Genomic DNA, 14,247 nt, shown 5'->3' on the forward strand with positions numbered 1-14,247 from the left:
GCTTCCGCGCCGCTGAAAGCGCGTCTCCAGCCTGCGCACCCCACCCGCGTACATCCCGTCCCTACGGAATTCCTGCATGTCCGCTCATTCCCCCGCAGCCGGCGCTGCGATTCCCGCAGCCGTCATCGATGCGAGCCGGCGCGCCGAGCGCGACGCCCGCGCCGACACGCTGTTCCGCGGCCTGCTCGCCGCAGCGGGTATCTTCGTCCTGCTCACCCTCATCGGCATCGCCTTGTCGATGCTGTGGGGCGGACGCGAAGCGCTGGCCGAGTTCGGCCTCGGCTTCTTCTTTTCCGCCGAGTGGGACCCGGTCAACCACAAATTCGGTGCGCTGATCCCGATCTACGGCACCCTGGTCAGCGCGCTGATCGCGATGCTCATCGCGGTGCCGGTCAGCTTCGGCATCGCGCTGTTTCTGACCGAGATCGCGCCGAACTGGCTGCGCGGTCCGGTCGCCTCGGCGATCGAACTGCTGGCCGGCATTCCCTCGATCATCTACGGCATGTGGGGTTTGTTCGTGTTCGTGCCGCTGGTCGGCGAACACATCGCCCCCTGGCTCAACGACAACCTCGGCTCGTGGCCGCTGATCGGTCCGCTGTTCACCGGTCCGCCGCTCGGCATCGGCATGCTGACCTCCGGTTTCGTGCTCGCGATCATGGTGATCCCGTTCATCTCTTCGGTCATGCGCGAAGTGTTCCTGACGGTGCCGACGCGCCTGAAGGAATCGGCCTACGCGCTCGGCTCGACCAAGTGGGAAGTGGTGTGGGACATCGTGCTGCCCTATACACGCACGGCCGTCGTCGGCGGTGTCTTCCTCGGTTTCGGTCGCGCCCTCGGCGAAACCATGGCGGTCGCCTACCTGGTCGGCAACTCGGTCAAGTTCACCCCGTCTCTGTTGGAACCGAGCACGACCATTGCGGCCCTGATCGCCAACGACTTCAACGAGTCAACCGGCCTGCATCGCTCCTCGCTGCTCTTGCTCGGCTTCGTCTTGTTCCTGGTCACCTTCGTCGTGCTGGCCGCCGCCCGCCTGATGCTGCTGCGCCTGTCGCGCAAGGAAGGTAACGCATGAGTTCCGCCGTTAGCGCCTCCGCTCCGGCCGCCAAAGCGGCCGCCGTCGAACGCCGCCTGTACATCCGCCGCACCGTGGTCAACCGCATCGCGCTCGTGCTCGGCTGCGCTGCGGCGCTGTTCGGCCTGGTGTTCCTGTTCTGGATTTTGTGGACCACGATCAGCTACGGCCTCAAGGGCGTCAACGTCGATCTGTTCACCAAGATGACGCCGGCGCCGATGGCGGTCGGCGGTCTGTTGAACGCGTTCTTCGGCAGCGCGGTGATCTGCCTGATCGCGATCGTGATCGGCTCGCTGTTCGGGGTCGCCGCCGGCACTTGGCTGGCCGAGTACGCCGGTGCCAAGCGCATCGGCACCGTCACGCGCTTCATCAACGACATTCTGATCTCGGCACCGTCGATCGTGATCGGCCTGTTCGTCGCGATCGTCATCGTCATGCAGTTCAAGCAGTACTCCGCGCTGGCCGGTGCGATCGCGCTCGCCCTGCTGGTGATCCCGGTGGTCGTGCGCACGACCGACGAGATGCTACGCCTGGTGCCGAGCCAGATGCGCGAAGCCGCGCTCTCGCTCGGCGTACCGCAGTGGAAGGTCACCGTGCAGGTGCTCTACCGCGCCGCCCTGCCCGGCATCGTCACCGGCATCCTGCTCGCGCTCGCGCGCATCACCGGCGAGACCGCACCGCTTCTGTTCACCGCATTCGGCAACCAGTACTGGAGCACGGACCTGCTCAAGCCGATGGCCAGCGTGCCGGTGGTGATGTACCAGTTCGTCGGCAGCCCCTACGAATCGTGGCAGACGCTGGCTTGGGCCGGCGCACTCGTGCTCACGCTCTTCGTGCTTGTGCTCAGCCTGCTCGCCCGCGCCATCCTGCTCAGGAACAAATCCAGCCATGACTGACGCCCGCCTCGCCATCGCCACCCCGACCCTCGGCGCCTCCGGCCGCGAGGTCGCGCCGGCCGGCGCGACCAAGATGGCCGCTCGCAATCTGAACTTCTACTACAACGGCTTCCACGCGCTGAAGGACGTCAACTTCAACATCGCCGAGAAGCGCGTGACCGCCCTGATCGGCCCGTCCGGCTGCGGCAAGTCGACCCTGCTGCGCATCTTCAATCGCATCTACTCGATCTATCCCAAGCTCGAGGCGAAGGGTGAAGTGCTGCTCGACGGCGAGAACATTCTCGATCCGAAGTACGCGTTGAACCGCCTGCGTTCGAAGGTCGGCATGGTGTTCCAGAAGCCGGTGCCGTTTCCGATGTCGATCTACGACAACATCGCCTACGCGATCCGCCATTACGAGAAGCTCTCGCGCAGCGAGATGGATGCGCGCGTCGAACTCGCCCTGACGCAAGGCGCGCTGTGGAACGAGGTCAAGGACAAGCTCAAGCAGAGCGCGCTCGGCCTGTCCGGCGGCCAGCAGCAGCGCCTGTGCATTGCGCGCGCGATCGCGCTGCGGCCGGAAGTGATCCTGCTCGACGAGCCGACCTCGGCGCTCGATCCGATCGCTACCGGCAAGATCGAGCAGCTGATCTCCGAGTTGAAAGATCACTACACGATCGCGATCGTCACCCACAACATGCAGCAGGCGGCACGCTGCTCGGACTTCACCGCGTTCATGTACTTGGGCGAGCTGGTCGAGTTCGGCGCCACCGAAACCTTGTTCACCAAGCCGACCAAGAAACAGACCGAGGATTACATCACCGGCCGATTCGGCTGATCCATCGTTCCCCTCTCCCGCGTGCGGGAGAGGCTTGGGTGAGGGCGAGCACGTGAATCGCCCCACTCCGACTTCCCTCACCCGCCCTGCGGGCGACCTCTTCCGCAAGCGGGCGAGGTAGACAGCGAGACGAGACATGACTACCAGCGCCCCCACCAGCGAACACATCGTCAAGAGCTACGACGAAGAATTGCAGCGCCTGACCGGCGAGATCCAGCGCATGGGCGAACTCGCGCTGGCCCAGCTCGACGCGGCGATCGATGCGGTGCTCGAACGCGACAGCGACTCGGCGCGCCGGGTCGTGCAGGCCGACGCCGCAATCGATACGCTCGAACACGACGTCAGCCACGACGTCGTGCGCCTGCTCGCGCTGCGCCAGCCGATGGCGCGCGATCTGCGCGAGATCCTGGCCGCGCTGCGCATCGGCGCCGACATCGAACGCATCGGCGACTACGCCGCCAACGTGGCCAAGCGCTCGATCGTACTGAATCAGTCCGCCCCGGTGCAGCTCGCCTACGCTCTGCCGCGGCTGGCGCGTCTGGCCGAGAATCTCGTGCGCGAAGTGCTCGCCGCTTACCGCGACAACGACGCCGACCGCGCGCTCGACGCCTGGACGCGCGACGAGGAACTCGACGAGCAGTACACCGGCCTGTTCCGCGAGCTTCTGACCTACATGATGGAAGACCCGCGCAACATCACGCCGTGCACGCATCTTTTGTTCATGGCGAAGAACCTCGAGCGCATCGGCGATCACGCCACCAACATCGCCGAGAACGTCTACTTTCTCGTACACGGTACCCACATCGCGCAGAGCCGCCGCAAAGGCGACACCACTTCGACGATGGCGACGGTCGACGATCCGCGCTGATGCGGTAGTCCTTGAAAGGCGATCGTCCTTTTCGAAGCAAGCGTCGGCGGCCCTGCCGAAAAAAAGAAACCGCCCTCGAGGCGGTTTCTTTTTGCCCTGCGGTGTCGACCGAGCCGCCGGCGCAGCGCCCTACTCCGAGAAGTCGAGATTCATCGGCTCGCGTGCGAGGCGGCGCATATTCCTGCCGGTCACCGGCACGTCCGTTCCGACCGTTTCGAACTTGAAATCGTCGGCCCAGACCTCGCCCTTGCCTGCCAGCAGGAAGCCGAACGCGACGGCGCTCGCCTGACTGGGTACATCGAGCACGATCTCGTAGCGCTTCCACGGCGTGTCGCCGACCAAGGGACGGTCGTCCATGTTGTCGAAGCCAAGCGAGCGGTCGTCGCTACCGTCGACGCGCATCCACATCTGCCCCCGATCCGCGCCCACCGTATGCAGGAAGGCGGACAAGCGCACGCGTTTGCCGCGATACGCCTCGGCATCGATCATCTGCGCCATGGTGCCGAAGCCGGTGCTCTCCTTCGTGCCGCGAATGAAGGCGCTCTTGTCGCCGGGGCGACGGACGCCGGTCTCGGTGTCCATCTGATAGTCCTTCGGTGCCGAGCCGGTAGCACCCCAGCCGGCCGGAACGTCGGCGTGCGCCGCGCACGAAATCGCACAAGCGCCCAGGAACACCCAGCGCAGAATCTTGTTCATCGTCGTTTCTCCGTCTATCTATCGGGCAGGAAAATCAGCGCTCGGCCGCGAGGCTCATCCGCGCCGGATCGGTCAACAAGTACTGCGCGATCGGCGAATTGGGTGCGCGCATGTCCATGTGCAGCAGATAAGCGGCGATGCGCCCGTCCTGGTATCCAGCCGCTACGGTCGTCATCGGCGCCGACACCGGCGGAGCCACCCGCAACACGTAGCCGACGATTCCGAGCAGCACGCCGGCGACCAGCGCTGCCGCCGTCCAGATCCAGGTGACGTGCGTGCTGCGCTGGCGCGAAGCCTCGCGCAGGATGCGCTCGTCGACGTCGGTAGACGGCGCCTCGCGCGCGTTGCGTCGATACAGGGCGAGCAGATCGTCGAGCGATTCGTCGTTCATCGCCAATCCTCCAAGGCAGCGCGCAGCCGGTTGTGCGCATAGCGCAGGCGACTCTTGGCCGTCTCGCGCGTAACACCGGTCGCCTCAGCAATCTCCTCCACGCTCAAGCCGCCTTCGGCCTTGAGCAGGAATGCCTCGCGCTGCGGCAGCGGCAACTGCGCGATCGCATCGATCAGCGCTCGGCCGAGCGCCTCGTTGCCGGTGGCGCGTTCGGGCGTATGCGTGATCGGCGGCAGCTGTTCTTCCCACGTGTCGCCTTCGTGCTCGGCGCGATGGCAGGCATCGGGCGCATGCCGGCCGAGCTCGCGCCAGCGATCGGCAGCGCGTCGGTGCGCGATCGCGAACAACCAGGCGGCAAACGGTGCGCGCGGCGCGTAGCGCTCGCGACCGCGGACGATCGAGATCCACACCTCTTGGAACACTTCTTCCGCTTCGTCGCGACTCGGCGCCAGCCGCAACAGATAACGATGCAGCTTGTCGTGATAACGCAGGTACAAGGTACGGAACGCGTGCGGATCGCCACGCCCGTAGGCGCTCATCAGCACTTCGTCGCTGTCGGCCTGCGCGCTACTGGCCACGGCCGCCTTGCGCTCGCGCCAAGCCGCATGCGCGAGCACCAAATCCCGTTCTGTTCCGAACCAATCGTCGGAGGCGGCGGCTGCGTACATGAGGTCTCGTCGCTGGAGTGACGACTCCGTAATCGCCGGAAGCCGGAAAATGGGGTTAATCCACCCCCGGCCTCGCGCGCCTAGCCCGGCTGGCGCTGCCGCAGCGCTTCGAACAGCACGATGCCGGTCGCGACCGACACGTTCAAGCTCTCCACCTCGCCGCGCATCGGGATGCGTGCGAGGAAATCGCAGGCTTCGCGCGTGAGCCGGCGCAGACCCTCGCCTTCGCCGCCGAGCACGACCGCGATCGGTCCCTTGAGATCGATCGCATACAGCGGCTGCGCGGTTTCGCCGGCCAAGCCGACCAACCAGACGCCGGCGTCCTTGAGCAGTTTCAGCGCACGCGCGAGATTGGTGGCAGCGACGATCGGCACGCGATCGGCCGCACCGGCCGACGCGCGGCGCACGGTCGGAGTGACGCCGACCGCGCGATCCTTGGGTACCAGCACCGCCGTCACGCCGGCCGCTTCGGCGCTGCGCAAGCAGGCGCCGAAGTTGTGCGGATCGGTGACGCCGTCGAGCACCAGGAACAAGGCTTCGCGCCCGGCCTTCTCGGCCAGTTCGGCCAGAGCGGTCTCGGGCAACGCCGCCGGCGCGTCGTAACGCGCGACCACGCCTTGATGACGCGCACCGCCGGTCATGCGGTCGAGCGCAGCGCGATCGCGCGCATGCGGCTTCACGCCGAGCTCGCGCGCGCGTTCGCCGAGCTCCTTCACGCGCGCATTCTGCGTGCCGGTCTCGATGTACAGCTCGATCAGATTGCCGACGTCGTGGTTCAGCGCAGCTTCGACCGCGTGGATGCCGATCAGGAGTTCGTTGGACATGCAAATACCTGGAATGAAAAATCTTGGAAAGCTATCTCTGGCACGCCGCCGATTCGGCGCAGTGGATCGAACACCCGCTCGTTCGGCCGTACGACCAGACCGCCGCGCGAACGATCAAATCGGCCGGCGCGCGAGAAACAACTCGCAAACGACGGGTTTGTTCCGCTCGAAGCGCAGATCCACCGTCTCGCGCGCCACTACGGCGAATCCCGTTTGCACCAGCTCGCCTGCAATCTGTTCCGGCGCATGGCGATAGCGCGCCGTTTCCGCGACGAGCTCGGTTTGGTCGCCGTCGCTCTTCTCGACCGAAAACGCATAGTAGCCGCCCGGCGCCAGACGATCGAATGCGGCCGCATGCACCGCCTTCAGCACGGGGAGGTAAATGAAGACATCGGCGGCGACGATCAACTCCCATGTCGCAGAGGACGCCTGCAGGAACGCGAAGATCTCCGACTCGTGCAGGCTCCGGTACAAGCCTTTGGCGCGCGCACGCTCCAACATGCGAGGAGACAGGTCGACGCCGTCGATATGACGCCCCGCTCGCGCCAACTTTTCCGCGGCCAAACCGGTGCCGCAGCCGAGGTCGAGCACGCTGGCTGCGGCGTCGGCCGACTGCCGCCGCAAGAGATCGGCCAGCTGCTCGGGCCCCGCATAGTTCAGCCGATCGACCAGAGTGGTTTCGAATCGATGGGCGAAGTCGTCGAACAGCTCGCGGATGTAATCGTCGTCTGCTGCGTCGGAAACGGTTCCGATCGTTGCAGCGTGCAGATGCCGCGCGACCGAGTGATCCGGCTCCAGCAGCAGCGCTCGCGCGAATGCTTCCCGCGCCACCGCTTTCTGGTCCAGCTTGAGCATCGTTCGGCCCAACCAGATCCACGAGCGCAGCTTGTCCGGCTCGGCTCGGATCAGCCCCTCGAAGCGAGCGGCGGCCTCTGCGGCTCCGCCGCTCATCAGCAAGGTCGCGGCGTATTCCCGCCCGACATCGGCATCCTTGGGCGCCAGAGCCAGTGCTCGCTGGCGGCTGTCCAAGGCCGCCTCGATCAATCCGGCAGCGATCTGCACGTCGGCCAGGCAACGCCACGCGGCCAGCACGCGCGGACTGTCGCGCAACAGCTCCGTGTAAGACGCGATCGCCTCTTCGTCGCGATGCAGGCGGCGCAGTACATGGGCCCGTTGCAGGCGCAGCGCGGCGTGCTCGGGCCACAACGCGAGGCCGGATTCGAACGCTGCCAACGCTTCGTCGAATGCTTCCGCGTCGAAAGCGGCGAGTCCCAAGGTGTACCAGGCCGCGACGTTGTCCGGCGCGCGGTCGCAAACTCGGCGCGCGATGCGGCGCGCGTCGTCCCATCGACCCAGGTTCCGCCACGCGGTCGACAGGTGCAGCGCAAGATCGGGATTGTCGGGCTCGGCGGCGACGAGCGGCTCGAGCAGGAGGGCGGCTTCTTCGTTCCGATCCCTTTGAAGCAACAACACGGCCAACAGGAAATCGGCGCCGGGAGTGCGCTCTTGCATGGCTTTGCGATAGCCCGACTCCGCCTCGTCGAAGCGGCCGGCACGATGCAGGTTCAGCAGGAGATCGAGTTTTGCGTCGAGCATGAACGAGAGCTTCCGCAGAAATCGCGCCGACCCGCAAGCAGCCGCTCATACGCAGGCCGCCCCCTCCGGCGCCGATCAATGAAGGCGGCACGAGGCCCAACGAGATTCGGTTCGCCGGGTTGCTCGCGTGCCGTTCGAGCTACGGCCGCGCGACCAGCCGGAAATCGATCTTGCGATCCTCCAAGCTCGCGCGCAGCACCTGCACGCGCACCGGATCGCTGAGGCGGAACTTCAATCCGCGCCGCTCGCCGGCGAGCAAGCGTCGCGTCGCGTCGAAATGGTAGTAGTCGTTGGGCAGCTGGCTGATGTGTACCAAGCCGCTGATCTTCGATTCGACCAGCTCGACGAACAGGCCGAACGAAGCGACGCCGGAAACGATGCCTTCGAATTCGCTGCCGACGTGCTTCTCCATCCAAGCGCATTTGTAGCGCTCGTCGACGTCGCGCTCGGCCTCGTCGGCGCGGCGCTCGTTGTGCGAGCAATGCACGCACAAGCTCGCCATCGTGCTCGGGCTGTACTCGTAACCGGCCGGCTTGCCGCCGCCGAGCGCGTAGCGGATCGCACGATGCACCAAAAGATCCGGATAGCGCCGGATCGGTGAGGTGAAGTGCGTATAGGAGTCGAGCCCGAGGCCGAAATGCCCCGGATCGGTGGCCTGATAGACGGCCAGACTCTGCGAACGCAGCAGCACCGATTCGATCAGGCTCGCGTCGGGACGCTTACGCACCTTCTTCAGCAGCGCCGAGAAATCTCCCGGCGTGACCTGGTCGTGCGGCGGCAGGCTCAGCTTGAACTCGCGCAGGAATTCGAGCAGATCCTCGTATTTGGATGCCGGCGGCGGTGCGTGCACGCGATACGGCGTCGGGATGCGGCGCTTTTGCAGGAATTTCGCCGCCTCCACATTGGCCGCGATCATGCATTCTTCGATCAGCTTGTGCGCGTCGTTGCGCTCGTAAGCGCCGAGCTGCACCACTTCTCCGTTCGGACCGAGCCGGAACGCAACCTCGCGGCTTTCGAAATCGATCGCGCCGCGCCGTTGCCGCGCCTTCGCCAGCAGTTTGTAGAGTTGATGCAGATGCCTGAGCTGCGGCATCACGCCGGCCAACTCGTCGCGCGCGTCGGCGTTCTTCTCGCCGATCGCCTGCCACACGCGCGTGTAGGTCAGGCGCGCGTGCGAGCGGATCACCGCCGCATAGAACTTCGAGCGCGCGACCTCGCCGTCCTGATCGACCTGCATCTCGCACACCATCGCGAGGCGCTCGACCTTCGGATTGAGCGAACAGATTCCGTTGGAGAGACTTTCGGGCAGCATCGGCACGACGAAGCCGGGGAAGTACACCGAGGTCGAGCGGTTGTACGCCTCTTCGTCCAGCGGTGTGCCGGTGCGCACGTAATGCGAAACGTCGGCGATCGCGACGATCAGCTTGAAACCGTTCGCGTTCGGCTCGGCGTAGACCGCATCGTCGAAATCGCGCGCGTCCTCGCCGTCGATGGTGACCAGCGGTGTCGCGCGCAGATCGACGCGGCCCTTGATCTCGGCCGCCGCAACCTCCGGCGCGACGTTGGCCGCGTCGCGCAGCACCGTCGCCGGCCATTCGTGCGGCAAGTCGTGGCTGGCGATCGCCATCTCCACCACCAGCGACGGCGTCAGCCGCTCGCCCAGCACGGCCAGTACACGGCCCATCGGTCCGCGCTGAGCGGTCGGCTGCTCGGTGATTTCGACGATCACGATCTGACCCGAGCGCGCGCCGCGCTCCTTGCCCGGCGCGATCAGAATGTCCTGGTGCAGGCGGCGATCGTCCGGCGTGACCAAGACCAGGCCGTTCTCTTCGATCACCCGCCCGACCAGACGCGGCGAGCGACGCTCGAGCACTTCGACGATCGCGCCCTGACGGCGGCCGCGACGGTCGACCCCGACCACGCTGGCGAGCACACGGTCGCCGTGCAGCACCTTGCGCATCTCGGCCGGCGACAGATACAAGTCTTCGCCGCCGTCTTCGGGACGCAGGAAGCCGTAGCCTTCCGCATTGGCGAGCACCGCACCCGGAATCAGGTCGAGTTTGCTGGCAACGCCGTAACCGCCGCGGCGGTTCTGGATCAGCTGGCCGTCGCGCAGCATCGCGCCCAGGCGCCGCGTCAGCGCCTCGAAATCCGTCGGCGCGGTCAGCTGCAACGTGTGTGCGATCGCCTCCACCGTCATCAGCTCGCCGTGCTGCTCGAGCAGACCGAGGATCGCTTCGCGGCTGGCGATCGGTCGCTCGTAGCGGCTCGCCTCGCGCTCGGCGTGCGGATCGTGAATCGCCGGTGCGGCGGTCTTGCCGCGCTTGAGCGGCGGCGCCGGCGTCGGCATCCAGGCCGGCAACGCCTTCTGCTTGCCGACGCGCTGGCCGGGCCCGCGCTTGCCGCGTTCGCCGGCGGCGCGCTTTTGAGGTGTCTTTCTGCGTTTCAAAGTCATTCCTTTGGTTTCGGCCCGCAGCGTCGCCGAGCAAGCCGGCGATTGCAAGCGCGATTCGTTGACAGCACGTAGCCGCGCCAGTATCGTTCGCGCCCCCGGTCGGCCCTGCCTTCCGGCAGGCCCAGGTGGCGGAATTGGTAGACGCACTAGTTTCAGGTACTAGCGGGTAAAACCGTGGAGGTTCGAGTCCTCTCCTGGGCACCAAAATTCGGCGAGCGTTCTTTCGGAATATCGCCTGCATTGCAATGAACCCGCCGCCAGGCGGGTTTTTTGTTTGTGATGCGCCGCACTCCGTCTGCCGCGGCGCGCCGGTGTAGGATCGCGCACGCAGGTTCCGCCCGGGGTAGAGCGAGCGAGGAACCGCCTGGACTTCGGCTGCAACGGCCGCCGTCCCGTCCGTATCGAACTCTTGGGGAGTTGGTTTCGATGAAAACCGTTTTTCACGACAGGCCCGGCCGCGGCAAGGGCCGGGGCAAGTGGCTGTGCGCCGTTTTTGCGGCGAGCGTGTGCGTCGCACTGATCAATCCGCCCGCCTCGGCGATCCAGCCGGTGGAACCGAGCCAGGGTCTCAAGACCAAGCTGTCGCGCTCGTTCGTGGCGCCTGAGTTGCAGGTGCAGCCGGATCTGGAGCCGAGCCTGGAGCTCGCAGCCGGCCGCTACGTTCCGCTGAAGAGCGGCGCCGCCGAATTCCTACAACGTCAGGGCGGCCAGTGGGAACTGCGCTGGGATCGCCGCGCCGATCGCCCGAACCTGATCCAGGGCAGCGGCGTGCCCCTGCTGCCGGGCAAGGGCAATCGCCTGACCGCCGCCAGCCTCGGCCTCGCCGCCGATGCGGCGATCGACCTCGCCGTGGTCGAAACGAAACTGCGCGACTTCATCGCGGCGAACGAGGATCTGTTGCAAACGCGCGGCCTCGACTTCCGCCTCGATCCGACCGCCAGCGTGCCTTACGGCAAGGGCGATACGCATTGGTTCGTCGAATTCGCGCAGTACGCCGGCGGCGTGCGCGTGGATCGGGCCAACCTGTTCTTCCGCCTCTCGCACGGCAACGTCGTGCAGTTCGGCGAAGAACGCGTCGCTCCCGTGAGCATCGACACGCGCCCGTCGATCGCGCGCGCCGACGCGTTCAAGGCGGCCTGGCGCGAACTCGCCTTCCCCGCCGGCACTGAAATCATCGAAACGCGCGAGGCCGGCGAACTGCTGCTGTTGCCGACGGCACTGGCAGGCGAACGCTCGGGCGAAAGCTACAGCGGCGCGACCGGCGCCGGCTACGCGCACCGGCTCGCCTGGCGTTTCGTGTTCCGCGTCAACGACGACGATGTGACCTACGAAGTGCTGTTCGACGCGCACACCGGCTCCATCATCGAAGTGCGCAACCTCGCCGTCTACGCCGACGCCACCGTCAGCGGCGGCATCTATCCGACCACCAACACCGATCCGGAGGTGGTCAAGCCGTTTCCGTTCGCGGCGGTCAACAACGGCGGCAGCAAGATCACCGACGTGCTCGGCATCTACGACTACAGCGGCGGCAGCGCCAGCACCGCGCTGGATGGCAAGTACTTCAAGATGAGCGACAACTGCGGCGCGATCTCGCTGTCGAACTCGACCGACGGCAATCTCGCGCTCGGCGTCAGCGGCGGCACCGACTGCGTCACGCCGGGTAGCGGCGGCGCCGGCAACACGCACGCCTCGCGCACCGGCTTCTATCACCTGACCAATATCAATCGCAAAGCGGCGACCTTCCACCCTAGCAATTCCTGGCTGGCGGGCAAGGTCACCGCGAACATGAACGTCAACGACCAATGCAATGCCGGCTGGGACGGCACCACCGTGAACTTCTTCAAGTCCGGCGGCGGCTGCTCCAACACCGGCGAGATCGCCGCCGTGTTCCTGCACGAGTGGGGCCACGGCATGGACACCAACACCGGCGGCGCCGCCGGCGAGAACGGCAGCGGCGAAGCGGTCGGCGACACCTTCGCGTTCCTGGAAACCAAGGATGGATGTATCGGCAAAAACTTCACGCCCGGCGAGGCCTGCCACAACTGCGACGCCAGCTGCACCGGCGTGCGCGATCTCGAAGCGTTCAGCACGCACGGCGCCGCCACCATCGCCAAGCCGGCCCTGATTAAGGACAACGGCGGCCCCGACTGCGACCAGTGGGCCTGTCCCTACCTGCAATTCGGCATCTTCCCGTACCAGGGTCCGATGGGCTACGAAGGCCATTGCGAAAGCTACATCGCAGGCTCGGCGAACTGGGACCTGACCCAGGCCCTGATCGACAAGTTCGGCGAAGACGACGGCTGGCAGGAAATGGACCGCATCTGGTACGGCTCGCTGGTGCCGTCCAAGAGCGCCTATCGCGTCACCTCCGGCGGACAATGCAACGTCTCCGCGCAGATCGACGGCTGCGGCTCGAACAACTGGTACACCGTCTATCTCGCGGCCGACGACGACGACGGCAATCTCAGCAACGGCACGCCCAACGCCTGCCGCATCTGGGACGCGTTCAACGCGCACGGCATCGCCTGCGGCACGCGTCCGGTCTGTTCGGCCGACGCGCCGGATTTCTCGCTCAGCGTCCCCAACCCTGCGCAGGCCACCTGCGCGCCCGGCAGCGCCAGCTACACGATCGACATCGGCGCGCAGATGAGCTTCGCCAATCCGGTCACCCTGAGCGCGAGCGGCGTGCCGAGCGGCGTCACCGCCACCTTCACGCCCAACCCGGTCGTTCCGGGAACCAGCGCGACGCTGAGCTTGACCGCCGACGGCAGCGCCGTCGCCGGCAGCGCGACCGTCACGGTCAACGGCACCGCCACCGGCAGCCCCGGCCATTCCGCCGACGTGCAGCTGCAGCTGACCGTCGGCATGCCGGCGACGCCGAGCCTGACCGCCCCGGCCGACGACGCCACCGGCATCGCACGCCAGCCGGTCTTCAGCTGGAGCGCCGATGCGTCCGCCTTGACCTACACCATCGAAGTCGCCAGCGACGAAGCGTTCACGACGATCGTCGCGAGCGCCTCGCCGAGCGCCGCAACCTGGACGCCGACGGCACCGCTGCAACCGCTGACGACCTACTACTGGCGCGTCAAGGCGAACAGCCCCTGCGGCAACAGCGCGAGCTCGCCGGTGTTCTCCTTCACCACCGGCGTGACCTTCCCCGAGCCGTACTGCCCGGTCGGTTTCTCCAACGCGGTCGAGCCGATCACGCGCGTGCTGGTCGGCGGCATCGACAACCCGAGCAGCCCGACCGTCAACGGCAGCCCCGCGCTCGAGGACTTCACCGCCATCGCCGGCGCCTTCTTGCGCGGCAGCAGTGCCGCGATCGCGGTCGAAGGCAATACCGCGGGCGACTTCTCCACCTACATCTCGGCCTTCATCGACTGGAACCACAACGGCAGCTTCGATGCCGGCGAGAACTACGACATCGGGTCGATCCGCAATTCGACCGGCACCGACGGCCGCCAGGCGACCGGTACCATCGCCGTGCCCGCCGGTGCGCTGCTCGGCACCACACGCATGCGCGTGGTGAAGAAGTACGCCACCTCGACCAGCTACCCGACCGCGTGCAACACGGCCGGCTGGGGCCAGGCCGAGGACTACACGGTCAGCGTCAGCGAAGCGACGCCGACCTACACCGTCGGCGGCAACGTCAGCGGCCTGCCCGGCAGCGGCCTGGTGCTGACCCTCAACGACGAAGCGCAGACCCTGCCGATCAGCGGCGACGGGCCGTTCACCTTCCCGACCGCGCTGAACGACGGCGCCAGCTATGCGGTCGTGATCAAGGCGCAACCGTCGGGCCTGCAATGCGAGCTCGACAAGGCCAGCGGCACGATCGCTGCGGCCAACGTCACCGACGTCACGGTGAGCTGCTCCAACGACCGTCTGTTCGCGGACGGCTTCGAGCAAGCGCGCGGCACGCGATAAGCCCGCTCGCCGCCGCACTCCGTCCCGTCGGGGCGGAGTG

General features: G+C 66.5%; 11 protein-coding genes and 1 tRNA gene. 6 read left to right on the forward strand and 6 right to left on the reverse strand.

Annotation, left to right across the window (positions count from 1 at the left end; all coding sequences use genetic code 11):
* Positions 1-76: 76 nt before the first annotated feature.
* From pstC to phoU, 4 genes are all read left to right on the forward strand, one after another.
* The gene (gene pstC / locus AC3QL3_RS11150; RefSeq protein WP_492893522.1) at positions 77-1,072 is read left to right on the forward strand and encodes a phosphate ABC transporter permease subunit PstC; all 996 of its coding nucleotides are present in this window, start codon (positions 77-79) and stop codon (positions 1,070-1,072) included.
* Positions 1,069-1,968, forward strand: coding sequence for a phosphate ABC transporter permease PstA (pstA, locus tag AC3QL3_RS11155; protein ID WP_492893524.1), 900 nt, complete (start codon positions 1,069-1,071; stop codon positions 1,966-1,968). The genes pstC and pstA overlap by 4 nt, the downstream gene beginning before the upstream one ends.
* 73 nt (positions 1,969-2,041) lie before the next feature.
* The gene (gene pstB, locus AC3QL3_RS11160; RefSeq protein ID WP_492898918.1) at positions 2,042-2,785 is read left to right on the forward strand and encodes a phosphate ABC transporter ATP-binding protein PstB; all 744 of its coding nucleotides are present in this window, start codon (positions 2,042-2,044) and stop codon (positions 2,783-2,785) included.
* Positions 2,786-2,921: 136 nt separating this feature from the next.
* The gene (phoU, locus tag AC3QL3_RS11165) at positions 2,922-3,653 is read left to right on the forward strand and encodes a phosphate signaling complex protein PhoU (RefSeq protein WP_492893526.1); all 732 of its coding nucleotides are present in this window, start codon (positions 2,922-2,924) and stop codon (positions 3,651-3,653) included.
* A 129-nt stretch (positions 3,654-3,782) separates the two neighbouring features.
* Here phoU and AC3QL3_RS11170 read toward each other — a convergent pair whose 3' ends face one another.
* From AC3QL3_RS11170 to rnr, 6 genes are all read right to left on the reverse strand, one after another.
* Positions 3,783-4,349, reverse strand: a complete 567-nt coding sequence (locus AC3QL3_RS11170) for a hypothetical protein (RefSeq protein ID WP_492893528.1) — start codon at positions 4,347-4,349, stop codon at positions 3,783-3,785.
* Between the two features lie 34 nt (positions 4,350-4,383).
* Positions 4,384-4,740, reverse strand: coding sequence for a hypothetical protein (locus AC3QL3_RS11175; RefSeq protein ID WP_492893530.1), 357 nt, complete (start codon positions 4,738-4,740; stop codon positions 4,384-4,386).
* Positions 4,737-5,408, reverse strand: coding sequence for a sigma-70 family RNA polymerase sigma factor (locus AC3QL3_RS11180; RefSeq protein ID WP_492893532.1), 672 nt, complete (start codon positions 5,406-5,408; stop codon positions 4,737-4,739). The genes AC3QL3_RS11175 and AC3QL3_RS11180 overlap by 4 nt, the downstream gene beginning before the upstream one ends.
* An 80-nt stretch (positions 5,409-5,488) precedes the next feature.
* Positions 5,489-6,238, reverse strand: a complete 750-nt coding sequence (gene rlmB, locus AC3QL3_RS11185; protein WP_492898920.1) for a 23S rRNA (guanosine(2251)-2'-O)-methyltransferase RlmB — start codon at positions 6,236-6,238, stop codon at positions 5,489-5,491.
* A gap of 108 nt (positions 6,239-6,346) precedes the next feature.
* Positions 6,347-7,828 carry a tetratricopeptide repeat protein gene (locus AC3QL3_RS11190; RefSeq protein WP_492893534.1) on the reverse strand — a complete coding sequence of 494 codons (1,482 nt, stop codon included), beginning with the start codon at positions 7,826-7,828 and terminating at the stop codon, positions 6,347-6,349.
* Positions 7,829-7,967: 139 nt separating this feature from the next.
* Entirely contained in the window at positions 7,968-10,283 is a 2,316-nt protein-coding gene (gene rnr, locus AC3QL3_RS11195; RefSeq protein ID WP_492893536.1) for a ribonuclease R, read from the reverse strand.
* A gap of 119 nt (positions 10,284-10,402) precedes the next feature.
* Here rnr and AC3QL3_RS11200 point away from each other — a divergent pair.
* Together AC3QL3_RS11200 and AC3QL3_RS11205 are read left to right on the forward strand one after the other, a co-directional pair.
* A tRNA-Leu gene (locus tag AC3QL3_RS11200) sits at positions 10,403-10,487 on the forward strand.
* Positions 10,488-10,709: 222 nt separating this feature from the next.
* On the forward strand, positions 10,710-14,207 hold the full coding sequence (locus AC3QL3_RS11205; RefSeq protein WP_492893538.1) for a GEVED domain-containing protein: 3,498 nt from the start codon (positions 10,710-10,712) through the stop codon (positions 14,205-14,207).
* Positions 14,208-14,247: the final 40 nt, after the last annotated feature.

This window comes from Dokdonella sp. GW821-FHT11D02 (assembly GCF_058808595.1).

Bases quoted from the DNA above. Each gene is read 5' to 3' on its own strand.
- pstC (WP_492893522.1), top strand. From the start codon at position 77: ATGTCCGCTCATTCCCCCGCAGCCGGCGCTGCGATTCCCGCAGCCGTC.
- pstA (WP_492893524.1), top strand. From the start codon at position 1,069: ATGAGTTCCGCCGTTAGCGCCTCCGCTCCGGCCGCCAAAGCGGCCGCC.
- pstB (WP_492898918.1), top strand. From the start codon at position 2,042: ATGGCCGCTCGCAATCTGAACTTCTACTACAACGGCTTCCACGCGCTG.
- phoU (WP_492893526.1), top strand. From the start codon at position 2,922: ATGACTACCAGCGCCCCCACCAGCGAACACATCGTCAAGAGCTACGAC.
- AC3QL3_RS11170 (WP_492893528.1), bottom strand. From the start codon at position 4,349: ATGAACAAGATTCTGCGCTGGGTGTTCCTGGGCGCTTGTGCGATTTCG.
- AC3QL3_RS11175 (WP_492893530.1), bottom strand. From the start codon at position 4,740: ATGAACGACGAATCGCTCGACGATCTGCTCGCCCTGTATCGACGCAAC.
- AC3QL3_RS11180 (WP_492893532.1), bottom strand. From the start codon at position 5,408: ATGTACGCAGCCGCCGCCTCCGACGATTGGTTCGGAACAGAACGGGAT.
- AC3QL3_RS11190 (WP_492893534.1), bottom strand. From the start codon at position 7,828: ATGCTCGACGCAAAACTCGATCTCCTGCTGAACCTGCATCGTGCCGGC.
- rnr (WP_492893536.1), bottom strand. From the start codon at position 10,283: ATGACTTTGAAACGCAGAAAGACACCTCAAAAGCGCGCCGCCGGCGAA.
- AC3QL3_RS11205 (WP_492893538.1), top strand. From the start codon at position 10,710: ATGAAAACCGTTTTTCACGACAGGCCCGGCCGCGGCAAGGGCCGGGGC.